Source organism: Kitasatospora sp. NPDC017646 (assembly GCF_044329365.1).
Lineage (GTDB): Bacteria > Actinomycetota > Actinomycetes > Streptomycetales > Streptomycetaceae > Kitasatospora.
Genome location: NZ_JBIRJC010000001.1, coordinates 182,441 through 203,684 on the forward strand (window position 1 = coordinate 182,441; position 21,244 = coordinate 203,684).

Genomic DNA, 21,244 nt, shown 5'->3' on the forward strand with positions numbered 1-21,244 from the left:
TTCCTGGGCGTTGCGGGTCGTGCTCGCTGCCGCGGCCGGTCCGAATCAGCCCTCCAGCGCGTCGGCGATGCGGTGCAGCATGCCGCCGGCCGTGGGGTGGCGCGGCGCGGTCTCGCGCACGGCCTGCATCCGCTCGCCCAGCTCCCGCAGTTCGGTGCGGCCCAGCGCGGCCCGCACCTTCGGGAACCAGTCCTCCTCCTCGTGCTCGATGTGCCGCTCGACGGAGTCGATCAGGACGGCGGTCTTGGCGTCGTAGCCGTCGTCGTCCGGGGACATTCGGCTGAGTTCCTCGCAGAGCAGGTCGGCGACGTGGTGCTCCTGCTCGGCGCGGTCCATCTCCTCGGCCATCCCGGGCAGCTCCTGGCGGATCCTGGGGTAGACCAGTTCGTCCTCCAGGTAGGTGTGGACGGTCAGCTCCTCGACGATGCGCTGGACCGTCCTGCGCCGCGCTCCGTCGTCGCCGTCGCCGTCGGCGAGCCCCCGGTACTCGCGGAACAGGCGGCGGACCTCCTTGTGGTCCTCCCGCAGCAGGACGATGGCATCGTTCGACATCGCTGGCCTCCTCCTCGACAATTCCCCCACGGTCCGGCGTGTCCCCGGGCGGTCCGTGGTCAAACGCCGCCTCCCATGGACCGTGACCAGCGCGAACGCCGCCGGGTCGCTGGCCGGCCGTCGGCAGGATTGCCGCTGTCCATCCCGGGCAGCCGCCCGGTACGTCCCGGTTCCGGATCGACGACCGGGACGGCCGACGTCACCGAGGCAGGGCAGGCGATGCACGGGGCAAGCGGCGAGGACGGCATGGGCCTGATCGACGACCTGGCCCTGCTGACCTCGCTCGCCACCGGCGACCTGGACGTCTACCTGCGGTACTCCGAGGGACCCGCCGAGGACGGGGCCCTCAGCCGCGACTACGAGGCGGACGTCCCCCTGCCCGGCCTGTCGGTGACCCCGCTGCGTCCCGAGCCCTGGTGGCCGCGGCCCGCCGCCGACTGGGTCGCCCGCAGGGTGATGAAGTACGCGGACCTGGCGGAGAGTTGCCCGCAACGTCGGCCGTGGGTGCTGACCGGCCGGGTGGTCGGCGCGGGACCGGACCACGAGCCGCTGATCGCCGATCCGCTGCCGCTCGCCTGGCTGGGGCGGAACGTCCTGGACGAGGCGGTGCGCCGCTACCACGAGCGCTTCGCCCCCGGGCGGGACTCCACCGGCTGAGCCGTCCGGACCGCCGGGCGGATCACCACCCGGATCCTCACCCCCGTACCCGCCGGGCACACCGGCCGCGCTCCGGGTCACGACCGGCTGGACCCTCCGACCGCCCGGTCCCGGCCCGGACGCCCCAACGGGGTTGTCCGGGCCGGGACCGGGCAGACGCCTGCGTTCAAGCGCTTCCCACCCGCCGTTGAACGGAGGGCCCCATGAACGCCGCCGAAGGGTTCCCGAGCGGGCTGTTCGCCCAGCACCGGGCCATCGAGGCGCTGCTGCGACAGCTGGACGGCGTCCGGGCCCGCGACGGGGCCACCGACGACGAGGACCTGCGGCTGCTCAGCGCGCTGCGGCGCCTCCTCCTGCCCCACCTGGCGACGGAGGAGGAGCACCTCTACCCGCTGGCACGCCGGTGCCTGCCGGGGGGACGGGCCCTCGCGGACGCCGCCGGCCGGACCCACGCGTCGATCCGCCGACTGCTGGACCGAACCGACGACCGCCGCCTGTCCGTCGCCGGGCGCCGCCGGGCCACCGCCGTGCTGCTCCTGGTGCTCCGCACCCACCTGCGCGGCGAGGAGGAGCAACTCCTCCCCGCCCTCCGGTCCCGCGCCCGGCCGGACGAGCTGCGGCGGTGCGAGCGCCGCCTGGGGGAGCCCCGGGCGGGCCCGCCGGTGCCCGCGGGTTCCACGGGGCCTGCGGGCTCCACGGTCTGAGGGCTCCACGGTCCGGGGGCTTCCGCCGGGCACTGGGGCGACCACCGTCCTGCGCGACCGACTCGCCGGACGACACGACCGGGCGGCACTCGCCCTGAGCCCGGCCCGTACCGATCCGTCCGTGGGCTGTTTGCCCGTCCCGGCGGCGGCAACCCGCAGGGGTATGGCCTACCTAGGAGAACCCGTACCGACCGTCCCGCAGCCCCGCCCGACCGCCGAGCCCCCGGGCCGGACCGGACCCTGGCTCTCCGCCCGCCCCGAGGCGGCGAGGGTCGGCGGAGCGACGGCCGACGGGCCGACGGGCGCCGTGCTGTTCGGCCGCGACGGCACTCTCCTCCAGAACGTCGCCTGCAACGGCGACCCCGCCATGGTCCACCCGACGGCGGGCGTCCGGGCCGCGCTCGCGGCGCTGCGCGCGGCGGGCTTCGCGGTCGGCGTACTGAGCAACCAGCCGGGTGTGGCCCGCGGGCTCCTCGGGCGCGGGCAGGTCGAGACGGTCCAGGCCCGGGCCGAGGCGCTGCTGGGTCCGATCGACGTGTGGGCGGTGTGCCCGCACGGGTCGCACGACACCTGCTCCTGCCACATGCCCGCACCCGGTCTGGTGACCGCCGCCTGCCGGGCGCTCGGCCTGCCGCCCTCCCGTGTCACGGTGATCGGCTGCGGGGAGAACGTGATCGCCGCCGCGCTCGCGGCCGGCGCCCACGCCATCCGGGTCCCGGACGCGACCCGGCCGACGGTCGCCCCGTACCGGTCCTGTACGCCGACGGCCTGCCCGGCTGCCGAAGGACCGGCCGAGGCGGCCTACCTCCTGCTGCGGCACCGACCAACAGAACTCCGTCGCTCCACGGGGAACTCCGGCGCGTGAACGCCGTGGTTCCGCTGGCCGCTCTCGCCAGGACGGTGGAGCCCCACCGCCTCCCGTCGCGACCGCTTCCCGTCGCGGTGACCGGCGCCGCGGGTGACCGGCGCCGCGGGTGACCGGCGCCGCGAAGGCCCGTACGGTGCCGGACCAGGCGGCGCCCGTACGGGCCTTCGCCGTGGCCCGGGCCGGTGGGGCGCCGGTCAGGCGGCGGCTCCGGTGCGGGCGCTCAGGGCGGAGTCGATGCCCCGGAGGAAGTGGTCGAGGTCGTCCGGGTTGCGGGAGGTGACCAGCCGCCAGCCGTTGGCGTCGTCGGTGACCAGCGCCTCGTCGGCCCAGGTCGCACCGGCGTTGGCGAGGTCGGTGCGCAGGGAGGGGTAGGAGGTGAGCCGCTTGCCGTAGGCGACGCCCGCCTCGGCCAGCATCCACGGGCCGTGGCAGATGGCGGCGACGGGCCGGCCGGAGGTGGTGAAGGCGAGCACCAGGGCCACCGCCTCCTGGCGCAGCCGCAGGGTGTCCGCGTTGATCGTGCCGCCGGGGATGAGCAGCAGGTCGTAGCCGGAGGGTTCGACCTCGTCGAGGGTGTGGGTCGGGCGCACGGTCTCGCCCGGGTCCTTGTCTCCCACCAGGGTCTGGATGTCGTCCCGGTGCGGGGCCGCGATGTCGACCTGGACGTCGTTCTCGCGCAGGTGCCGCAGGGGGACGAGGAGTTCGTCCTGTTCGACACCGTAGTTCGTCACGATCGCCAGGACCTTGGTGTGGTGGGTCATCGCTCCTCCTTGGCGGCTTCGGTATCGTCGGGCGCGGCGGACCGCGCCCCCCGGATGTCGGCGGGTACCCGTCATCGGCGCGGCCATGCCGGATCGCCGGTGTCCGTTCCGGGTAGCCGCGCGGCACCGGCGGGCCGAAGGATCCCGCACCGGAACGCTGGAGGCGGTGGTCCGCCGCGTCCCCGCGCCCCGGGCCCCGACGCGCCTGCGGCGGGCCTGGAGGAGGACCAGGAACGGCCCGACGAAAACCCGGACCCCCGGGCGACGGAGTCGGCCGAGCCGTGAGACGCGGGTGGTCCTCGCACAGCCGTCACCGGCTGGTCCCGGGCGCGACCTCGGGATCAGCCGGCGGCTCATCGGGCGGCTGTCGGGCCGTCGGACCGGCGGTCAGTCCGGCGGCTCCGCGCGGACCGGACGGCCCAGCGGGAGGGCGGTGGTGGTGTTCCATCCTCCGGGTTCGATGGGGTGGTTGCGCGGTCCCGCCGCGTCACGGCTCGTCGTCGTCGTGGTCGGCTGCCGCCCGGTCGCCGTAGCGGGCCTGCCACTCGCGGGCGCGGGCGTTGTGCCACTCCACGCCCTGCGCCGCCTGCTGCACGGACAGACCGCTCAGCTGCGCGACCTGGCTGAGCGGAACGGGCTCCTCCTGCTCGGCGAGCGTCCGGCAGACCTTGCCGGCCCACTGCTCCTCGGGGACGAACGGACGGTCCCGGTAGTGCTCGACGAGCTCGGCCAGGTGCTCCACCGTGCAGGCGGTGAGCACCCGTCTGCCGTCCAGCTCCGGATCACTGGGGTGCAGCGCGGAGGAGTCCGGCACCAGGGCGCTGAGCAGGTCCGGGGCGGCGACGACCTGGCCGCACAGGTCGCACAGGTCGAACGCTTCCGTGTCGTCGGCGGCCGAGTCGTCCGCCGGGGGTCCGAAGTCCTCCATGCCGCGCGCCTACCCCGCATCGGCCCGGCAAACCGGCCGGTACGCGCGGCGGCGGCCGGGTAGACGCGTCAGCGGTCCGGTCGATCGGGCCGCACACGGCAGGGAGGAACACCATGAACGGATCGCCACACGAACGGCCGCTGCACGACATGGGCGGCGCGATCGGGCCGGCGGACACCGCGGGGACGCAGCCCGCCGAGGAGCGGGGCGAGGGCCCCGAGCGCCGCACGTCGCCGACCGGCAAGGGCGGGACGCCGAACGTGGCCGGGAGCGCCGAGCAGCAGCCGGAGATCGCCGAGGGCCCTGTGCCGGGCGTCCAGCCGGGTGAGGAGTACGCGGGACCGACGCGCCGGCAGCCGACCTCGGTCGAGCCGCCGCCCTCGGACGATCCGCCCACCGGAACGAGTCGGGCCGACCCGGCGGGCGCCGGGGACCCGGTGCCGGAGACGGACGAACCGCTGCCGGAGCCCGAGCGCGGCCACCACGATCCGGGCGCCGAGCCCGAGGACGAGGGCATCCCCGACCTCCAGGACGGCTCCCCGTCCCGCGAGTGGTCGCAGGACCCGCAGATCCCGGCCGTCCCCGGGGACACCCCGGTGGCCGCCGAGTCCCACGGCACCACCGGGGCCGAACAGGCCGAGGGAGAGTCCCTGGAGGCCCGGCTCGCCCAGGAGGAGCCGGAGATTGACGAGCGGACGGCCGTGGCGGACGAGCCGGAGGACGCCGCCGGCCGGCTGGACCTCCCGGACCGGCACACCGACCTGCGGGGCGACGCCCCCGGTGACACGGCGGGCCTGTCGGCCGAGGAGGAGGCGGTGCGGATCCGCTCCGACGGCGGCGCGCCCGAGCCCGATCCGACCGCCCCGGAAACCGACGCGGCGTGGGCGGAGGACCGTACCGATCAGCCGGGCGTCGAGACGCCGGAGTCCGTGGAGGGCACGACCGGCGGCGAGGACGCGGAGGGCGAGCGGCCGACCGAGAGCTGATGGCCCACCGCACGGGTGCGGCCCCCTCCCGGGAGGTCTCCCGGGAGGGGGCCGCACCGGCGGAGCGCACCGGCGGAGGGGATCAGCCCGGGCTGATCCGGCCGCGCCAGCCGCCCTCCGCCCGGCCGCGCTCCTCGATGAACTCCTTGAAGCGCTTCAGGTCCCCCTTCACCCGCCGGTCGACCACGCCCAGCACGTCCGCGGTCTTCTCGGCCATGCCCTCGGGCCGGAAGTCGATGGCCATGTTGACACGAGTGTGCAGGTCGTCCAGTCGCTGGAAGGTGACCACGCCCTTCTGCTCCACATCGCCGTCCACGGTCCGCCAGGCGATCCGCTCGTCGGGCTGCTGGTCGACGATCTCGGTGTCGAACTCCCGGCTGACCCCTCCGATGCTGGTGCGCCAGTGGTTGTGGCGGTCGTCCAGCTGGGTCACCGCGTCGACGCCCTCCATGAAGCGGGGGAACTCCTCGAACAGCGTCCACTGGTTGTAGGCGGCGTGCAGCGGGACGTCGACGTCCACGGACTCCTTCACCATGCTCATCTGGGGCCTCCTCGTGTCGCCCGGCCGGGTCCGTCCCGGCCGATCCCGCGTGTGCCCGTCTCCGAGCGGCGTAACCATCCCACCGGGCCCGGCCCGGTGGCCGAGCCCGGTGTCCCGGGTTTGCATGGGGTGACCGAGCCACGAGACCCGGAGGTCGCCGTGTACGAGATGTGGGCCGAGCACGACCCGGCGGTGACGCCGCCCGCCGTGGTGTGGCACGTGGTGGCGAAGGACGACGTGACGGCGTCACTGTGCGGGCGGTTCCTCGAACCGTCCCAGCGGGTGGTCCCGGCCGCGGACGGCACCGGCACGGAGGTGCCGGACCGGTACTGCGATCCCTGTCTGGTGACCGTCCGCGAGGCGCTCGCGGCCGGCGATCGCTGACCGCGGGCCGGGCGGGCCGGAGGGGGCTTCAGGCCAGCACGACGAGCATGCCGACCAGCATGGCGGAGACCGCCACGGCCAGCAGCACGATCAGGACGGCCGGCCAGGGCCCCCAGGCCCGGCGCACTTCCACGGGCTCCGGGTGGGAGATGCCGGAGATTCCGCCCTCGGCCGGCGGGGTGTCCCCGCCGGGCAGTGCGCCGTGTTCGTCCAGCGCCGGGGTGCGGTCGGGTTCTGGATCGGGAGAGGTCATGGTGTCGTCCCAGGTGGCAGCGGCTCCGACACCCGGCGGCTGCCCCGGGCCGCCGATCGAAAACACCGCCGCCCCGGGAAACCCGGCCCGGTTCCGCCGGCCCGGTTCCGCCGGCCGGGGCTCCTGACCGTTACCGGCCTTCCGCCATGATCCGGCGGACCACTCCGTCCAGGTCGGTGCCCAGCCGCTGGGCCCGTTCCCGCGGGGAGCGGCGGGCCCTGCCGCCGAGGTGGGTTTGGCCGGGCCGGGTTCGGCTAGCCGCCCGATATGGACACCTCAGCTCTCCACACCCACCAGTGGTCCCGTCTGCTGCGCCGCGCCCTGGAGGCACCGGCGCACTGGGACGTGCTGGACGCCCCGGCCCAGCCGCTCGCCGACGCCGTCCAGGCCCTTCCGCTGGGCTCCTACCGCGACGCCCTGCACGGGGTCTGGCTGGGCCACCCGCTGCACCCGGCCCTGGTCCAGCTGCCGATCGGCTGCTGGATGTCGGCGGGACTTCTGGACCTCGCCCCGGGCCGGCACCGATCGGCCGACGCCCTGGTGGCGGCGGGCCTGCTGGCCGCCGGGCCCGCCGCACTCGCGGGCTGGGTGGACTGGGCCAAGCTCGACCCGCCCCGGCGGCGCACCGGGCTGGTGCACGCGCTCGCCAACACCGGCGGCGTGCTGCTGTACTCCGGTTCGCTGCTGGCCCGCTGCCGGGGGCACCGCGGCCGCGGCCGGCTGCTCGGCATGGCCGGGATGGCCGCCGTGATGGCCGGCGGCGTGCTCGGCGGGCACCTGGCCTACCGGCAGGCCGCCGGACCCGACCGGGCCGCCGCCGTGCCCAGGCTGGCGCCGCCGGACTGGGCCGCGCTCGGCCCGGTCGAGGACTTCCCCGTCGGCCGACCGGTCCGCCGCCAGGCCGGCGAGCTCTCCGTGGTCGTGGTCCGCGACGGGGACGGCTGCCACGTGCTCGCGGAGCGCTGCGCCCACCTTTCCGGCCCGCTCTCGGAGGGCACCGTCGTCGACGGCTGCCTGCGCTGCCCCTGGCACGGCAGCGAGTTCCGGCTGCGGGACGGCGAGGTGGCCGGCGGCCCCGCCACCGCGCCGCAGCCCGTGCTGGAGACCCGGGTGCTCTCGGGGCACCTGGAGGTCCGGCTGCCCGGCGCCGGCTGACCTACCGTCACCGGCCGCGCTCCAGGAGGAGCCATGACCGCCGTCATCCCCGATCTCCCGCCCGTCCCCGCAGGGCCGGAACGCCGCTGCCGCACCGGGATCCGGGTCGCGGCCGTCCCCGCGGGGCACACGCTCGTCGGGGCGGTGCGCGCCGCCCACGCCACCCGGACCGTCCACCGGGCCGACCTGGCGCGGCGCGCCGCCGAGCGCCAGTGGCCGGCGATGTGCCACCGCGGCGTCTACCGGGCGCTGCTCGCCCGTTCCTGACGGCCACCCATCCGACGGAGGCGCCGACGCCATGACGGTCGACACGATCACCACCCGGCTGCTCGCCGAGCACGGCCGGACGTACGCCGAGGAAGCCGGCATCACGCTGCACGACAAGCCCTCGCCGCTGTACCGGCTGCTGGTCATGACCGTCCTGTGCTCGATCCGGATCAGCGCCGGGACCGCCATCGAGGCCGCCCGGGAGCTGTCCGCCGCCGGGTACCGCACGCCGCGCGCGATGGCCGCCTCCGGCTGGCAGGACCGGGTGGACGCCCTGGGCCGGGCCCACTACGTGCGGTACGACGAGAGCACCGCGACCGCGCTCGGCGAAGGGGCGCAGCTGCTGCTCGACCGCTGGCACGGCGACCTGCGCAGGCTGGGCGACGAGGCCGACGGCGATCCGGACGCGCTGCGGGAGCTGCTGCGGGAGGTGCCGCGGATCGGCCCGGTCGGCGCGGACATCTTCTGCCGGGAGGTCCAGGCGGTGTGGCCGTGGCTGCGCCCGTTCTTCGACGAGCGGGCGTGTGCGGCCGCCGAGGACCTCGGCCTGCCGCACACGCCCCGCGGCCTGGGCGGCCTCGTCCCGCCGGAGGAGCACGCCCGACTTGCCGCCGCCCTGGTCCGGGTCGGCCTGTCGAAGGACGCACTGGCGGAACTCCGGGCCGCTTGAGCTCCCGGGTCCGCAGGTCCGGGGAGGCGTTGACCAGGTACCAGGCCCGGCCGTCGCCGCTGACCGCCAGGCAGTCCTGGCTGTGCGCGGTGCCGCTGCGGCGGGCGGCGGTGCACTCGGCGCAGCCGCAGTTCCACTGCGGCAGGCCGCCGCCGGTGGCGGCCCCGAGGACCCTGACCTTCACACCTGCTCCTTTCCCGGTGGCCCGGGCGGGTCCCCAGCGGAAGCGCCGGGGCACCGGGGCCGCCGTCTCGACCGGGGCCGGGTCCGAGACCAGATGGTGGTGCGGCGAGAGCCGGCACGCCGGGTCGGTCGCCGCCGGATCGCCGGTGAACTGGTAGGCCTGGCAGCGGCAGCCGCCGTGGTCCAGCTCGCGCAGGTCGCAGCTGCGGCAGGGCTCCGGCATCCAGGCGGTGCCCCGGAACCGGTTGAAGGCGGGTGAGTCGTGCCAGCTGGCCGCCAGCCCGTCGGTGACCGCGTTGGGCGCCGTCAGGCCGGGCAGCTGCGCGGCGGCGAGGCAGGGCAGGACGTCGCCGTCGGGGGCGACCGCCAACTGCTCGTGCCCCCACCCGTTCGTGCACGGCTTGACGGTGCCGCCGTGCAGGTCGGCGGCGACGTACACGATCTCGGCCCGCCCGCGGTGGCGCTCCCGGGCGGCGGCGACGTCCCGTTCGACGTGCCGGACCTGCTCCTCGCCGGGGGCGAGGTGGGCGCGGTTGCGCCAGGCCCAGCCGTAGTACTGGACGTGGGCCAGCGCGACCCGGTCGGCGCCCAGCGCGACCGCCTGGTCGGCGAGGGCGCCGAGCCGGGCCAGATTGCCGCGGTGCAACACGGCGTTGACGGTCAGCGGCAGGCCGACGGAGGTGAACTGCCGGGCCGCGGCGAGCTTGCGGTCGTGGGCGGCGATCCCGGCGACGGCGTCGGCACCGCGTGGCTCGGCGTCCTGGAGCGACGGGTGGGTGTCCCAGTACCGTCCGAGAGATCGCCCGGGCCGGGGTGCCGCGGGGCTGACAGCGGTCAGGAGATCGGGGGTGACAGGTGTCACCCCCGACCGGTGACGCAGCGGCCTGCCGCCCGGGGGCCGGGATTCGCGAAGCTGACGGTGCATCAATCGAACGCACACGCAGGAGAGAGCACCATGGCGAAGGGGATCCAGAGCATGAAGGTCTTGGTGGCCGGGGCCGGGATCGGCGGGCTCTGCCTGGCACAGGGGCTGGTCCGGGCGGGGATCGACGTCCGGGTCTTCGAACGGGAGCCCGGCGCGGGCAGCCGCTACCAGGGCTTCCGGATCGGCCTGGACGGATTGGGGCTCGCCGCGCTGCGGGAGTGCCTGCCGCCCCGGCTGCACGGCCTGCTGGCGGCCGTGACCGGACCGCTCACGGGCGAAAGGCGGCTGGTGGACCCGCAGTTGAAAGAACTCCGGCAGCTCGGCGAGGTAGCCGACGGCACGGCCGCCGACCGGCACGTGCTGCGGCAGCTGCTGCTCGCCGGGCTCGGGGACCGGGTGGAGTTCGGCCGGGCCGTGGTCGGGTACGACGAGCTGCCGGACGGCCGGGTCGAGGCCCGGCTCGCGGACGGCGGCAGCGTGGTGGGCGACCTCCTGGTCGGGGCGGACGGCGTGGGCTCGGCGGTGCGCCGGCAGCTGCTTCCGGGGGCCGAGGTCGCCGCCGTTCCCGGCAACGCGCTGCTGGGCCGTACCCCGCTGACCGAGCGCCTCGCCGCCCTGGTGCCGGGTGCGGGCACCCTGGTGCGCGGCTCCGGACTGAGCCTGCTGATCGGCCGGATGGAGTTCCGCAGGCCACCGCGGCTCGCCGCGGCCGAGCTGGCGCCCGACGTGGAACTGCCGGACGCCGACAGCTACCTGCGCTGGGTGGTGATGCTCCCCGAGCCGCTCGGCGCTGACGCCGTGACCTGGCCGCAGGTGCGCGACCGGTTGCTCGGCCTGATCAACGGCTGGCACCCCGATCTGGTCGAACTCGTCCGGCGGTCCGACACGGGCAACAGCTCGCCGCTGACGATCCGCTACGCCGAGCCCGTGGCGCACTGGGGCACCGGGCCGGTCACCCTGCTCGGCGACGCGATCCACACGATGCCGCCGAGCGCCGGCCAGGGCGCCAACACGGCGTTCCGGGACGCGGCGCTGCTCTGCCGCTCGCTCACCGCCGTCCACCGCGGCGAGGCCCAACTGTCCTCCGCCGTCGAGGAGTACGAGCTGCGGATGCTCGACCGCGGCTTCGCGGCGGTCGCTCAGGGCCTGGACCGGCTCTCGGAGTTCGTCCCGGCACGCTGAGGCACCCCGGGACGTGGCCACGCGGACCCCCGGTCAGGCCGCGCAGCCCCCGGCCTGAGCCGGTAGCGGGCGGCCCGGGCGCCGCGGCCGACGCCCGGCCAGCGGCGGCCGGGCCGGTGGTGGACCGGCCGCCGGGCGGCGCGCGGAAGACGGGAGCAGGTGCCGGGGCCGACGGCTTGCGCCCGGCCGGTCCCCGCCTGGTCAGTCCTCTCCGAGGACGGCGTAGGTCTCCGCATCACCCTGCTCTCGTCGTCCGGCGCGCCGGGCGAACGACGGGCGGGCGGGCGGCGCCGAGGTTTCACCGCCCCAGGCGGGGTTAGCCGCTCCACCGGAGGAACCACGAGGAGCCCACCGAGGAACCGAGGCTGCCATGACCACCGCGTTCGGCTACTTCCTGTCCTGCGAGGAGTTCACCCCCGCGCAGCTGGTCGAGCAGGCCCAGCTGGCCGAGCGGGCCGGCTTCACCCGCCTGGCGATCTCCGACCACTACCACCCGTGGAACGACGCCCAGGGCAGCAGCCCGTTCGTCTGGGGCGTGATCGGCGCGCTCTCCCAGGTCACCCGGCTGCCGCTGACCACCCTGGTCACCTGCCCGACCGTCCGGCTCCACCCCGCGGTGACGGCCCAGGCGGCGGCCACCGCGGACGTGCAGCTGGCCGGCGGGCTGCGGCTGGGCGTGGGCACCGGCGAAGCGCTGAACGAGCACGTCCTCGGTGACCGCTGGCCGCCGTTCGACGTACGGACGGAGATGCTGGAGGAGGCCGTCGCGGTGATGCGCGAGCTGTTCACCGGCGGCCTCGTCTCGCACCGCGGTGCCCACTACACGGTCGAGAACGCCCGGCTCTACACCCCACCGAAGGACGGCCGACTGCCCGTGTACGTCTCGGCGTTCGGCCCCAAGGCGGCCGAGTCGGCGGCGCGGTACGCGGACGGGCTGGTCACCATGACCCCCGACACCGAGCTGGTCGGCCGCTACCGCGCGGCGGGCGGCACCGGACCGGTGGTCGGCGGGGTGAAGGTGTGCTGGTCGCCCGACCGCGAGCGGGCGGTCAAGACCGTCCACCGGCTCTGGCCGAGCGAACTGCTGCCCGGCGAGCTCGCCCAGGTCCTGCCCACGCCGCGGCACTTCGAGCAGGCCACCGAGCTGGTGACGGAGGAGATGGTGGCCGAGGCGGTCACCTGCGGCGACGACCCCCAGGAGCACACGGAGCGGCTGCGCAGCTACGTCGGCGCGGGCTTCGACGAGGTGTACGTCGGCCAGATCGGCCCGGACCAGGAGGGCTTCTTCGACTTCTACCGCGAGCAGATCCTGCCCCGCGTGGCCCAGGGGGAGTGACTTGACGGCCTTCCCTCCCCGCAGTCTGCGCGAATACGCCCTGCTCGCCGACGGCGAACGCGGCGCGCTGATCGGCCCGTCCGGCGAGGTCGCCTGGCTCTGCGCTCCCCGCTGGGACTCCGACCCGGTGTTCGCCGGGCTGATCGGCGGCAGTGGCGAGTACGCCGTGACCCCGGTCGGCCGGTTCGTCCCCGGCGGCTACTACGAGGACCGCGGCCTGATCCGGCATGGCCGGTGGATCACCGAGCAGGGCGTGGTGGTGTGCCGGGAGGCCCTCGCGATGCCCGCCGACCCGCACCGGCTGGTGCTGCTGCGCCGGGTGACCGCCGACTACGGCCCGGCCCGGCTGCGGCTGCGGCTGGCGGCGGGCAGCGGCTTCGGACCGGACCGCCCCCGTACCCCGCACCGGACTGCGGACGGCTGGACGATCCGCGCCGGGCGGCTGCGGCTGCGCTGGACGGGCGCCGGGGCGGCCCGCCCCGATCCGGACGGATGCCTGGTGGCGGACGTCGCCCTGCCCCCGGGCGAGCAGCTGGACCTCGTCCTGGAGGTGTCCGACCACGGCCTCGACGGGCCGCCGCCGGACCCCGAACGGTGCTGGCGGGCCACCGAACGTGCCTGGCACGCGGCCGTGCCGGACCTCCGGCACACCTACGACGAACGCGACGCCCGCTTCTCCCACGCCGTGCTGCGCGGCCTTACCTCGCCCGCCACCGGCGGCATGGTGGCCGCGGCCACCACCAGCCTGCCCGAACGCGCCGAGGAGGGCCGCAACTACGACTACCGCTACGTCTGGATCCGCGACCAGTGCCTGGCCGGGCAGGCCGTCGCCGCCTGCGGACCGGACCGGCTCCTGGACGACGCCGTACGGTTCACCACCGCGCGGCTGGCGGAGGACGGGCCGCACATCGCCCCCGCCTACACCGTGACCGGCGGACAGGTGCCCGACCAGCACAGCGTCGACCTGCCCGGGTACCCGGGCGGCCACGACCAGGTCGGCAACCAGATCACCCGGCAGTTCCAACTGGACGCGTTCGGCGAGGCGTTACTGCTGTTCGCGGCCGCCGCCCGGCACGGTCGGCTGGGCCCGGAGACCCGCAGGGCGGCCCGGACCGCGGCCGCGGCGATCGCCGCCCGGTGGCGCGAACCGGACGCCGGGATCTGGGAGCTGGGCCCCCGCCTGTGGACTCACAGCCGGCTGATCTGCGCCGCCGGACTGCGCGCGATCACCCGACCGCAGGTGATCGGACCGGCCGGGCTGACGGACGGGCTCGCGGCCGAGTGGAACGCACTGGCCGACCGGCTGTCCGCCCGTACCTCCCGCCGCTCGCTGCACCCGTCCGGCCGCTGGCAGCGCTCCCCCGGCGACCCGGCGGCCGACCTGGCCCTGCTGCTGCCCCCGGTGCGCGGCTGGCCGCCCGCCGACGACCCGCGCACCGTCGCGACCCTGCGGGCCTGCCGCGAGCAGCTCACCCAGGGGCACTACGCCTACCGCTTCCGGCACGACGAGCGCCCGCTGGCGGAGGCCGAGGGCGCGTTCGTGCTGTGCGGCTTCCTGATGGCCCTCGCCGAGCACCGGCAGGGCGACGCCGTCGAGGCCGCCCGCTGGTTCGAGACCACTCGCGGACTCTGCGGCTCGGCCGGCCTGTTCTCCGAGGAGTACGACGTCGCCCAGCACCAGCAGCGGGGCAACCTGCCGCAGGCCTTCGTGCACGCCATGCTGCTGGAGTGCGCGGCCCGGCTGGCCCAGCCGCCGGCTGACCGGCGCTGACCGGCGGGCTCGGGGTCAGCTGACCGGCGGGTGCAACTGGTAGACGGCGAAGGCCCGGCCGATGACGGGCTGGGCGACGTTGCGCACCCGCACGCCGCAGGCCGTCAGACCGCGCTCGGTGCCCAGGTGGGCGTGACCGTGCACGGCCAGGTCGGCACCGGCGCCGTCGATCGCCTCGGCGAGCAGGTAGCTGCCCAGGAACGCGTGGATCTCGGGTGGTTCCCCCGCCAGGGTGTCCGGGACGGGGGCGAAGTGGGTCAGGGCGATCCGCAGGTCGCAGCCCTCGGCGGCCAGTCCGTCGAGGGCGGTGCGCAGCCCGTCGGCGCACTCGCGGCTGTGCCGGACGAAGGCCTTCATCTCGGGCTCGCCGAACTCACCGGCGCTGCGGCCGGCGAAGCCGCCGCCGAAGCCCTTGGTGCCGGCCACTCCGACCAGCAGGCCGTCCACCCGTACGGCGGTCGAGCTGCGTTCCAGCACCTGGACGCCGTGCGAGGCCAGGATCCCGGCGACCTCCTCCGGCCGGCCGGCGTCGTAGTCGTGGTTGCCGAGGACGGCGATCACGGGTACGGGCAGTCCGCCGACCTCCGCCCCCACCACGGCGGCCTCCTCGGGGGTCCCGTGCCGGGTGAGGTCCCCGGCCAGCAGCAGGACGTCCGCCAGGTCGCCGAGGGTGGCGAAGGCGGGCCGCAGCACGCCCCGGCTGTCCGGGCCGAGGTGGATGTCCCCCACCGCCGCCACCCGGATCACGGAAGGTCCTCCGCCCCGGTCGGCGGCCGGCCGTCGGCCAGCGCGATGTCGGTGTACACCTTCAGACCGTCCAGGACCTCCCCCACGATCCGCTCGACGGCGGCGCGGCGCCGCTCGTTCGGCACGGTGCCGCTCACCGTGACGTGGGTGCCGTGCAGTTCGATCCTCAGGCCCAGTTCGCCGACCTCGTCGTCGGCGAGGCGGTCGCGCAGGTGGGCGAGCCGGTACTCGGTGTCCTCGGACCCGGTGTCGTGGGCGCCGGTCATGCGGCGGCCTCCTCTGGTTCGATCACCTGGAGCCGTTCCAGGAGGTACAGGAAGGCGGCCGGCATCGGCTGCTCGCCGCGCTCCGCCCGCACCCGCCGCCAGTCGATCTTCTCCCGCAGCGGCCGCACCACCGAGAGCGCCGCCCCGAAGTCGCAGTGGTGCTCGGAGAAGGCGGCCAGCAGGCCGCTGACCAGGTCGGTGGCGGAGAGCACCGGCATGCGCACGGAGTCCACCGGCAGCACCTCGGCGCGCTCCAGCAGCTCCGAGGTGACGGGCCGCTTGGCGAGCTCCAGGATCAGGTCGACGTCCTGGCCCAGGCAGCGGGCCTTGATCAGCCAGTCCTCGGGCGGCAGGAACACCTGGAGTCCGGCCTCGCGCAGCGTGTGGGTGACGGCCTCGACGTCCTCCCGACGGATGCAGAAGTCGGCGTCGTGCTGGAGCCGCACATCGGCGCCGTGGGCGTAGGCGGCGACCCCGCCGGCCAGCGCGAACGGGTGGTCCTTGGCCTTGAGCAGCGAGCCGATCCGCTTCGCGGCCTCCAGGATCGCCTGGGCCCGGTCGGGCGGCATGTGGCCCCCGGGTTCGTCCAGCGGCCAGCCGTTCGGCTCGGTCCGGGCCGGGCCGGACGGATCGGGCTGTCCGGGGCTTCGGTCCATCGCGGCCTCCTCCGTGGGGTCCGTTCGGGACGCCCCGACGGGTACCCCGCCCACGTGAGTTCACTCCGCCGGGGCGACTCCATCTGGTCTTCGGGAGCCCCGGGCCGGTGGGCCGTCTTCCTGGAGCCTCAGGCCGGGCCGGCCAGCAGGCTGCGGTCGAGGTCGGCCAGCAGTTCGGCGGTGTCCCGGTGGACCTCGGCGGCGCCCGCGCCGAGGAGCTCGCGGGTGTCGAAGCCGCCGCTCTCCACCGCGATGCAGGGCACCCGGGCGCGGCCGGCCGCGGTGACGTCCCAGACGGTGTCACCGATGAACACCGCGTGCTCGGGTTCGGCGCCCGCCCGGTCGAGGGCGGCGTGGACCAGGTCGGGGGCGGGTTTGGTGGCGTCCACGTCGTCGGCGGAGGTGACCGCGGTGATCACCTCGTCGGCGCCGAGCGCGCGGCGCAGCACCGCGAGTTCGCGCTCGGACGCGGAGCTGGCGAGGACGACCGCCCAGCCGCGGTCGGCGCAGGCGCGCAGCAGGTCGGCGGCGCGGGGCAGCGGCTGGATGTGGGGCCAGAACCGGGCGTAGAGGGCGCTGTGGGCGGCGGTGATGCCCTCGTCGTCGCCGCGGTCGCGGTCGGTGCCGAGCAGGTGGTCGAGGAGTTGGTCGGAGCCCATGCCGATGGCCCGGTGGACCCGGGCGACGGGCAGGGTGCGGTCGTGCTGGCGCAGCGCCTCCCACCAGGCGAGGGCGTGGAAGTACGTGGTGTCGAGCAGGGTGCCGTCGACGTCGAAGAGTGCTGCCGCGGTGGTCGTCATGGTCTTCATCCTTTCGCCGGAGCCGCTGCCGCGGCGACGTGTTCGGCCTCGCTCATGACGGCACCCGCAGTCCGGAGCGTTCGCCCGCCGCCAGCAGCCCGGCGGCCCGGTCGACCAGGGCCATGATGGTCAGCGCCGGGTTGGCGCTGCCCTGGGTGGGCAGCACACTGCCGTCGGTGATCAGGAGGTTGGGGACGGCGAAGGTCCGCAGGCGGTGGTCGACGACCCCGGCGAGCGGGTGGTCGGCCATCCGGCAGCCGCCGACCAGGTGGGCGTAGCGGTCGATGGTGATGACCTCGCTCGCCCCGGCGGCGCGCAGGATGGACTCCATCACCCCCCGGGCCGCCTGGATCAGCATCCGGTCGTTGTCGCACTGGGAGAAGGAGAAGTTCGCGACCGGCAGCCCGTACCGGTCGGTCTGTTCGGCGAGGGTGATCCGGTTGTCCGGCTGGGGCAGCAGTTCGGCCATGGCGCCGAGGGTGGCCCAGTGGACGTAGTCGGAGAGGTAGGTGCGCAGGTCGGCGCCCCAGTGACCCTGGGCGACGACGTGCTCGGCCCAGGTGATGGGCAACGGGGAGATGTTCTGGATGGTGAAGCCGCGCTTGTACGGCTTGTCGGGGTCGGTCTCGTAGTACTGCTCGGTGGAGACCTCGGGCGGCGGGGCCTTGTAGGCGCGGATCTCCTCGTCGAAGCGGCCGGAGGTCTGCGGCGCGCCCTGCACCATGACGTAGCGGCCGACCAGGTCGTGGTCGTTGCACAGCCCGTCGGGGAAGCGCGGGCAGGCGGAGTTGAGCAGCAGGCGCGGGGTCTCGATGGCGTAGCCGGCGACGGCGACGGTACGGGCGCGCTGGAGGTGCTCCCGGCCGTGGTGGAAGTAGCGCACGCCGCGGGCGAGTCCGTCGGCGTCGAGTTCGACGGCGGCGGCCATGCAGTCGGCGCGGATCTCGGCGCCGTGGGCGAGGGCGTCGGGGACGTGGGTGATCAGCGGGGAGGCCTTGGCGTTGACCTTGCAGCCCTGGAGGCAGAAGCCCCGGTAGATGCAGTGCGGGCGGCGGCCGAAGCGGCCGTTGGTGATGGCGACCGGGCCCACCCGGGCCTCGATGCCGAGGGCGGCGGCCCCGCGCAGGAAGATCTCGCCGTTGCCCCCGACGGGGTGCGGCGGGTGCGGGTAGGGGTGGGGGTCGCCCCAGGGCCAGTACTGGCCTGCGACGGGGAGCTCGTACTCCACACGGCGATAGGCCTCGCGCAGGTCCTCGTAGTCGAGCGGCCAGTCGGCGCCGACGCCGTCGAGGCTGTGGGTGCGGAAGTCGGAGGGGTGGAAGCGGGGCGCGTAGCCGGCGAAGTGGATCATCGAACCGCCCACGCCGCGGCCGGAGTTGTTGGAGCCGAGCGGTACCGGGTCGGTGCCGGAGATGAGCCGGGGCTCGGTCCAGTACAGGTGGTGGGAGGAGGCCTCGTCGCTGACCCAGTCGGTGAGCGGGTCCCAGAACGGGCCGGCCTCCAGCACCACGACGCTCCAGCCCCGGCGGGCCATCCGCTGGGCCAGGGTGGAGCCGCCCGCGCCGCAGCCGACGATCAGCAGGTCCACCTCGTCGGTCTCCGCGTAGCGCCGCATGTCGCGCCGCAGGCCGTGGTCGAAACCGTGGCCGTCGCGGGGCAGCAGCCAGGCGGAGGCGTTGCTGCGGCGGACCTCCCGCTCGGCGGCGGCGTTGGCCCGTACGGTCTCGGCGGCGGCGCGCAGCCTGGAGTGCCGGCCGGGGTCGGTGGCGGGGGGCACCGGGTGGGGCGGCTCGTCGTCGGGCGGCCGGGGCGGCCTGGAGTGGGCGTCGGCGACCTCCCAGGGTTCGCGCTGGTCCGCGCCGAGGCGCAGGTAGCCGCGCGGGTGGGCGGGGCCGCCGAAGCCGATCTCGTTCCAGGCGGTGGGGAGCGAGTAGTACGCGGTGCACGCGTACCTGGTCCACAGGCTCCACACGTGCTTGGCGGGCATGCCGTGCCAGTGCTCGCCGGTGAGTTCCTGGACCCGTCCGATCAGCGCCCGCTGCTGGACCTCGCTGAGCGCGGCGAACGGGCCGTCGGCCTCCTCGTCCAGGGCGCGCAGGGAGCGGCGCCAGGCCTCGTCGTCCATCGGCATGTCGGCGTAGTGCCACCCGTCGGTCTCCAGTTCGGCGAGCCGGGCGTCGATCATCGGCAGCAGCGGGGCGTCGGGGTGGTCGAGCAGCTGGTCGAGCAGGGCGCGGGCGGTGGCCTCCTCGGCGGGGGTGAAGAACCGCAGCGGCGGCTGGGGCCCGGTGCGGGCCACCACGACGGCCGTCGTCTCGCGGTCCCAGTGCCGGGCCTGGGAGAGCACGTCGAAGCCGGGGAAGCGGGGCTCAGGCATCAGCGGACTCCCGTCGCAGTACGGCGGCGACCAATCCCATCCCTCCGACCAGGCTCATCAGCAGCGGTGCGAACAGCGGCGGGCCCATCTCGACGTTGTAGCGGGCCATCGCCCAGCCGCCCGGCTTCTCGGCGATGCCGCGCACGTGCAGCCAGGTGCCCTGGAGGCCGTTGGCGACGATGGACGCGGAGGCGACCGGCAGCAGGGTGCGGGCGGCCCGGGGGCTGATCGCCCCGGCCACCCCGGCGACGGCACCGACCGGGCCCAGCAGGACCGGCCACCACATGACACGGTTGCCGAAGCCGGCCCGGTCGTGCTCCAGGTAGATCTCGGCGGCGGTGATCACCGAGCCGGCGCCGGTGGCCAGCGCCAGCGAGCGCTGGAAGCGCCCGGTGCGGACGTTGCGCAGCGCCAGTCCGGCACCGCGCCGGACCGGGTCAGTGATGGCCATGCCGGCCTCCGAAGGACGGCAGCAGTTCCTGGAGCTTCGCCTTGAAGCCCTGGCGGACCATCGCCGCGCGGTCGCTGTCCCCGCGCAGCACGGACGCGGCGGCGGCCTGGATCTGGTCCCAGCTGGCGTGCGGCGGGATCGGCGGGACGGCCGGGTCGGTACGCAGCTCCAGGACGTAGGGGCGGTCCGCGTTGAGGGCGTGCTGCCAGCCTCCGGCCACGTCCTCCGGCTCGACCGCGCGTTCGGCGCCGAGGCCGAGGCTGCGCGCGAAGCCCGCGTAGTCGATGTCGGGCAGCTGCTGGGAGGGCAGGAAGCTCGGGGCACCCTCCATGGCCCGCATCTCCCAGGTGACCTGGTTGAGGTCGCGGTTGTTGAGCACCGCCACCACCAGCCGCGGGTCCTCCCACTGCTGCCAGTACTTGGCGATGGTGATCAGTTCGGCGAGCCCGTTCATCTGCATCGCGCCGTCGCCGACGATGGCGATGGCGGGCCGGTCGGGGTGGGCGAACTTGGCGCCGATCGCGTACGGCACGCCCGGGCCCATGGTGGCCAGGGTGCCGGACAGCGAGCCGCGCATCCGGCCGCGGAAGCGCAGGTGGCGGGCGTACCAGTTGGCGGCGGAGCCGGAGTCGGCGGTGACCATGACGTCGTCGGGCAGCAGGTGGTCGAGGGCGTGGATCGCGTACTCGGGGTTGATCGGGTCGGCATCCACCCCGGCGCGCCGCTCCATCACGTCCCACCAGCGCTCGGTGTTGTCGCTGATCGTGCGCTGCCAGTCGCGGTCCTCCTTGCGGACCAGCAGCGGCAGCAGCCGGTCGAGGGTGCGGGCGGCGTCGCCGACCAGGTTGACCTCGTACGGGTAGCGCAGTCCGACCATGAACGGGTCGAGGTCGATCTGCACGGCCCTGGCCTGCCCGAACTCGGGCAGGAACTGGGTGTACGGGAAGGAGGAGCCGATCGTGAGCAGGGTGTCGCAGTCGCGCATCAGCTCGTAGGAGGGGCGGGTGCCGAGCAGGCCGATCGACCCGGTGACGTACGGCAGCGTGTCGGGCAGGACGTCCTTGCCGAGCAGCGCCTTGGCGACCCCTGCGCCGAGCAGTTCGGCGGTCTGCTGGACCTGCTCCCGGGCGCTGCGGGCGCCCTGGCCGATCAGGATCGCGACCTTGCGGCCGGCGTTGAGCACGTCGGCGGCCCGGCGCAGCTCGGCGTCCTCGGGGACGACCGTCCACTGCGGGGCGCCCAGACTGGAGGGCACCATCTTGAAGGCGTGCTCCGGGGGACTGTAGTCCAGCTCCTGGACGTCGGCGGGCACGATCACGGCGGTGACGGTGCGGCGGCCGGCAGCGGTGCGCATCGCCCGGTCGAGCACGTTGGGCAGCTGCTCGGGGACGGTCACCATCTGGCAGTACTCCGCGGCGACGTCCTTGAACAGGTTCAGCAGGTCGACCTCCTGCTGGTAGGAGCCGCCCATGGCACTGCGGTTGGTCTGGCCGACGATGGCCACCACCGGGACGTGGTCCAGCTTGGCGTCGTACAGCCCGTTGAGCAGGTGGATCGCGCCCGGGCCCGAGGTCGCCGCGCACACTCCGGTACGGCCGGAGAACTTGGCGTAGCCGACGGCCTCGAAGGCGGCCATCTCCTCGTGGCGGGCCTGGACGAAGACGGGCTTGTTGTCGGCGCGGCCCCAGGCTGCGAGCAGCCCGTTGATGCCGTCGCCGGGGTAGCCGAAGACGTACTGGACGTCCCAGGCGCGCAGTCGTTCCAGGATGTGGTCGGAAACCTTCGGGGACACAGTGCTCCTCCTGACGCCCTTGACACGACGGC

24 protein-coding genes and 1 pseudogene are annotated in these 21,244 nt (G+C 75.1%); 12 read left to right on the plus strand and 13 right to left on the minus strand.

The window, feature by feature from the left end; genetic code table 11:
* Positions 1–45 precede the first annotated feature (45 nt).
* On the minus strand, positions 46–552 hold the full coding sequence (locus tag ACH4J0_RS01060; RefSeq protein ID WP_396235559.1) for a hemerythrin domain-containing protein: 507 nt from the start codon (positions 550–552) through the stop codon (positions 46–48).
* A 219-nt stretch (positions 553–771) separates the two neighbouring features.
* Here ACH4J0_RS01060 and ACH4J0_RS01065 point away from each other — a divergent pair, with 219 nt between their 5' ends.
* From ACH4J0_RS01065 to ACH4J0_RS01075, 3 genes are all read left to right on the plus strand, one after another.
* Complete coding sequence (locus tag ACH4J0_RS01065; RefSeq protein WP_396235560.1) at positions 772–1,209, plus strand: DUF6098 family protein; 438 nt, start codon at positions 772–774, stop codon at positions 1,207–1,209.
* Between the two features lie 203 nt (positions 1,210–1,412).
* A complete protein-coding gene (locus tag ACH4J0_RS01070; protein ID WP_396235561.1) occupies positions 1,413–1,913 on the plus strand; it encodes a hemerythrin domain-containing protein in 501 nt (166 codons plus the stop codon).
* 163 nt (positions 1,914–2,076) lie between these two features.
* The gene (locus ACH4J0_RS01075; RefSeq protein ID WP_396235562.1) at positions 2,077–2,778 is read left to right on the plus strand and encodes an HAD-IIIA family hydrolase; all 702 of its coding nucleotides are present in this window, start codon (positions 2,077–2,079) and stop codon (positions 2,776–2,778) included.
* A gap of 197 nt (positions 2,779–2,975) precedes the next feature.
* Here the strand turns inward: ACH4J0_RS01075 and ACH4J0_RS01080 are convergent, their stop codons facing one another.
* Both ACH4J0_RS01080 and ACH4J0_RS01085 read right to left on the minus strand, forming a co-directional pair.
* Positions 2,976–3,542 carry a type 1 glutamine amidotransferase domain-containing protein gene (locus ACH4J0_RS01080; RefSeq protein ID WP_396235563.1) on the minus strand — a complete coding sequence of 189 codons (567 nt, stop codon included), beginning with the start codon at positions 3,540–3,542 and terminating at the stop codon, positions 2,976–2,978.
* Between the two features lie 487 nt (positions 3,543–4,029).
* Complete coding sequence (locus tag ACH4J0_RS01085) at positions 4,030–4,470, minus strand: hypothetical protein (protein WP_396235564.1); 441 nt, start codon at positions 4,468–4,470, stop codon at positions 4,030–4,032.
* A 113-nt stretch (positions 4,471–4,583) separates the two neighbouring features.
* Between ACH4J0_RS01085 and ACH4J0_RS01090 the strand changes: the two genes are divergently transcribed.
* Positions 4,584–5,456 (plus strand): hypothetical protein, encoded by an 873-nt coding sequence (locus ACH4J0_RS01090; RefSeq protein ID WP_396235565.1) that lies wholly within the window; start codon positions 4,584–4,586, stop codon positions 5,454–5,456.
* A gap of 82 nt (positions 5,457–5,538) precedes the next feature.
* Here the strand turns inward: ACH4J0_RS01090 and ACH4J0_RS01095 are convergent, their stop codons facing one another.
* On the minus strand, positions 5,539–5,997 hold the full coding sequence (locus tag ACH4J0_RS01095; RefSeq protein WP_396235566.1) for an SRPBCC family protein: 459 nt from the start codon (positions 5,995–5,997) through the stop codon (positions 5,539–5,541).
* Positions 5,998–6,126: 129 nt separating this feature from the next.
* Here ACH4J0_RS01095 and ACH4J0_RS01100 point away from each other — a divergent pair, with 129 nt between their 5' ends.
* On the plus strand, positions 6,127–6,381 hold the full coding sequence (locus ACH4J0_RS01100) for a hypothetical protein (RefSeq protein ID WP_396235567.1): 255 nt from the start codon (positions 6,127–6,129) through the stop codon (positions 6,379–6,381).
* A 28-nt stretch (positions 6,382–6,409) separates the two neighbouring features.
* Here the strand turns inward: ACH4J0_RS01100 and ACH4J0_RS01105 are convergent, their stop codons facing one another.
* Positions 6,410–6,634 carry a DUF6480 family protein gene (locus tag ACH4J0_RS01105; RefSeq protein ID WP_396235568.1) on the minus strand — a complete coding sequence of 75 codons (225 nt, stop codon included), beginning with the start codon at positions 6,632–6,634 and terminating at the stop codon, positions 6,410–6,412.
* A 267-nt stretch (positions 6,635–6,901) separates the two neighbouring features.
* Here ACH4J0_RS01105 and ACH4J0_RS01110 point away from each other — a divergent pair, with 267 nt between their 5' ends.
* Genes ACH4J0_RS01110 through ACH4J0_RS01125 form a run of 4 tightly spaced genes read left to right on the plus strand, consistent with a single transcriptional unit; the run spans position 6,902 to position 9,067 of the window.
* Complete coding sequence (locus tag ACH4J0_RS01110; RefSeq protein ID WP_396235569.1) at positions 6,902–7,789, plus strand: Rieske 2Fe-2S domain-containing protein; 888 nt, start codon at positions 6,902–6,904, stop codon at positions 7,787–7,789.
* A gap of 33 nt (positions 7,790–7,822) precedes the next feature.
* Positions 7,823–8,056, plus strand: a complete 234-nt coding sequence (locus ACH4J0_RS01115; protein ID WP_396235570.1) for a hypothetical protein — start codon at positions 7,823–7,825, stop codon at positions 8,054–8,056.
* 31 nt (positions 8,057–8,087) lie between these two features.
* On the plus strand, positions 8,088–8,726 hold the full coding sequence (locus ACH4J0_RS01120) for an endonuclease (RefSeq protein WP_396235571.1): 639 nt from the start codon (positions 8,088–8,090) through the stop codon (positions 8,724–8,726).
* Positions 8,727–8,755: 29 nt separating this feature from the next.
* The gene (locus ACH4J0_RS01125; RefSeq protein ID WP_396235572.1) at positions 8,756–9,067 is read left to right on the plus strand and encodes a hypothetical protein; all 312 of its coding nucleotides are present in this window, start codon (positions 8,756–8,758) and stop codon (positions 9,065–9,067) included.
* A gap of 17 nt (positions 9,068–9,084) precedes the next feature.
* Here ACH4J0_RS01125 and ACH4J0_RS01130 read toward each other — a convergent pair.
* A pseudogene (locus ACH4J0_RS01130) lies at positions 9,085–9,834 on the minus strand (SPASM domain-containing protein); the annotation flags it as partial.
* 30 nt (positions 9,835–9,864) lie between these two features.
* On the opposite strand from ACH4J0_RS01130, the gene ACH4J0_RS01135 reads away from it, so the two are divergent.
* The 3 genes from ACH4J0_RS01135 (at position 9,865) to ACH4J0_RS01145 (ending at position 14,123) form a co-directional block, all read left to right on the plus strand.
* Positions 9,865–11,016 carry an FAD-dependent oxidoreductase gene (locus tag ACH4J0_RS01135; protein WP_396235573.1) on the plus strand — a complete coding sequence of 384 codons (1,152 nt, stop codon included), beginning with the start codon at positions 9,865–9,867 and terminating at the stop codon, positions 11,014–11,016.
* A gap of 370 nt (positions 11,017–11,386) precedes the next feature.
* Positions 11,387–12,352 (plus strand): TIGR03557 family F420-dependent LLM class oxidoreductase, encoded by a 966-nt coding sequence (locus ACH4J0_RS01140; RefSeq protein WP_396235574.1) that lies wholly within the window; start codon positions 11,387–11,389, stop codon positions 12,350–12,352.
* Position 12,353: 1 nt separating this feature from the next.
* Positions 12,354–14,123: a glycoside hydrolase family 15 protein gene (locus ACH4J0_RS01145; protein ID WP_396235575.1), complete on the plus strand. Its 1,770-nt coding sequence runs from the start codon at positions 12,354–12,356 to the stop codon at positions 14,121–14,123.
* 15 nt (positions 14,124–14,138) lie between these two features.
* On the opposite strand, the gene ACH4J0_RS01150 is transcribed toward ACH4J0_RS01145, so the two are convergent.
* The 7 genes from ACH4J0_RS01150 to ACH4J0_RS01180 form a co-directional block, all read right to left on the minus strand.
* The gene (locus ACH4J0_RS01150; protein ID WP_396235576.1) at positions 14,139–14,870 is read right to left on the minus strand and encodes a metallophosphoesterase; all 732 of its coding nucleotides are present in this window, start codon (positions 14,868–14,870) and stop codon (positions 14,139–14,141) included.
* Positions 14,867–15,136, minus strand: coding sequence for a BON domain-containing protein (locus ACH4J0_RS01155; RefSeq protein ID WP_396235577.1), 270 nt, complete (start codon positions 15,134–15,136; stop codon positions 14,867–14,869). The genes ACH4J0_RS01150 and ACH4J0_RS01155 overlap by 4 nt, the downstream gene beginning before the upstream one ends.
* A complete protein-coding gene (locus ACH4J0_RS01160; protein WP_396235578.1) occupies positions 15,133–15,792 on the minus strand; it encodes a nucleotidyltransferase family protein in 660 nt (219 codons plus the stop codon). Before ACH4J0_RS01160 ends, ACH4J0_RS01155 begins: the two co-directional genes overlap by 4 nt.
* A 128-nt stretch (positions 15,793–15,920) precedes the next feature.
* Positions 15,921–16,592 carry an HAD family hydrolase gene (locus tag ACH4J0_RS01165; RefSeq protein WP_396235579.1) on the minus strand — a complete coding sequence of 224 codons (672 nt, stop codon included), beginning with the start codon at positions 16,590–16,592 and terminating at the stop codon, positions 15,921–15,923.
* A 52-nt stretch (positions 16,593–16,644) separates the two neighbouring features.
* Complete coding sequence (locus ACH4J0_RS01170) at positions 16,645–18,969, minus strand: GMC family oxidoreductase (protein ID WP_396235580.1); 2,325 nt, start codon at positions 18,967–18,969, stop codon at positions 16,645–16,647.
* A complete protein-coding gene (locus ACH4J0_RS01175; protein WP_396235581.1) occupies positions 18,962–19,420 on the minus strand; it encodes a hypothetical protein in 459 nt (152 codons plus the stop codon). The genes ACH4J0_RS01170 and ACH4J0_RS01175 overlap by 8 nt, the downstream gene beginning before the upstream one ends.
* Positions 19,407–21,212, minus strand: a complete 1,806-nt coding sequence (locus tag ACH4J0_RS01180) for a thiamine pyrophosphate-requiring protein (RefSeq protein ID WP_396235582.1) — start codon at positions 21,210–21,212, stop codon at positions 19,407–19,409. The genes ACH4J0_RS01175 and ACH4J0_RS01180 overlap by 14 nt, the downstream gene beginning before the upstream one ends.
* Positions 21,213–21,244: the final 32 nt, after the last annotated feature.

Excerpts from the sequence above, each read along its gene's own strand:
- ACH4J0_RS01135 (WP_396235573.1), top strand. The coding sequence starts at position 9,865 with ATGGCGAAGGGGATCCAGAGCATGAAGGTCTTGGTGGCCGGGGCCGGG.
- ACH4J0_RS01105 (WP_396235568.1), bottom strand. The coding sequence starts at position 6,634 with ATGACCTCTCCCGATCCAGAACCCGACCGCACCCCGGCGCTGGACGAA.
- ACH4J0_RS01115 (WP_396235570.1), top strand. The coding sequence starts at position 7,823 with ATGACCGCCGTCATCCCCGATCTCCCGCCCGTCCCCGCAGGGCCGGAA.
- ACH4J0_RS01175 (WP_396235581.1), bottom strand. The coding sequence starts at position 19,420 with ATGGCCATCACTGACCCGGTCCGGCGCGGTGCCGGACTGGCGCTGCGC.
- ACH4J0_RS01090 (WP_396235565.1), top strand. The coding sequence starts at position 4,584 with ATGAACGGATCGCCACACGAACGGCCGCTGCACGACATGGGCGGCGCG.
- ACH4J0_RS01070 (WP_396235561.1), top strand. The coding sequence starts at position 1,413 with ATGAACGCCGCCGAAGGGTTCCCGAGCGGGCTGTTCGCCCAGCACCGG.
- ACH4J0_RS01095 (WP_396235566.1), bottom strand. The coding sequence starts at position 5,997 with ATGAGCATGGTGAAGGAGTCCGTGGACGTCGACGTCCCGCTGCACGCC.
- ACH4J0_RS01075 (WP_396235562.1), top strand. The coding sequence starts at position 2,077 with ATGGCCTACCTAGGAGAACCCGTACCGACCGTCCCGCAGCCCCGCCCG.
- ACH4J0_RS01165 (WP_396235579.1), bottom strand. The coding sequence starts at position 16,592 with ATGACGACCACCGCGGCAGCACTCTTCGACGTCGACGGCACCCTGCTC.
- ACH4J0_RS01170 (WP_396235580.1), bottom strand. The coding sequence starts at position 18,969 with ATGCCTGAGCCCCGCTTCCCCGGCTTCGACGTGCTCTCCCAGGCCCGG.
- ACH4J0_RS01160 (WP_396235578.1), bottom strand. The coding sequence starts at position 15,792 with ATGGACCGAAGCCCCGGACAGCCCGATCCGTCCGGCCCGGCCCGGACC.
- ACH4J0_RS01155 (WP_396235577.1), bottom strand. The coding sequence starts at position 15,136 with ATGACCGGCGCCCACGACACCGGGTCCGAGGACACCGAGTACCGGCTC.
- ACH4J0_RS01065 (WP_396235560.1), top strand. The coding sequence starts at position 772 with ATGCACGGGGCAAGCGGCGAGGACGGCATGGGCCTGATCGACGACCTG.
- ACH4J0_RS01080 (WP_396235563.1), bottom strand. The coding sequence starts at position 3,542 with ATGACCCACCACACCAAGGTCCTGGCGATCGTGACGAACTACGGTGTC.
- ACH4J0_RS01060 (WP_396235559.1), bottom strand. The coding sequence starts at position 552 with ATGTCGAACGATGCCATCGTCCTGCTGCGGGAGGACCACAAGGAGGTC.
- ACH4J0_RS01120 (WP_396235571.1), top strand. The coding sequence starts at position 8,088 with ATGACGGTCGACACGATCACCACCCGGCTGCTCGCCGAGCACGGCCGG.
- ACH4J0_RS01140 (WP_396235574.1), top strand. The coding sequence starts at position 11,387 with ATGACCACCGCGTTCGGCTACTTCCTGTCCTGCGAGGAGTTCACCCCC.
- ACH4J0_RS01110 (WP_396235569.1), top strand. The coding sequence starts at position 6,902 with ATGGACACCTCAGCTCTCCACACCCACCAGTGGTCCCGTCTGCTGCGC.
- ACH4J0_RS01085 (WP_396235564.1), bottom strand. The coding sequence starts at position 4,470 with ATGGAGGACTTCGGACCCCCGGCGGACGACTCGGCCGCCGACGACACG.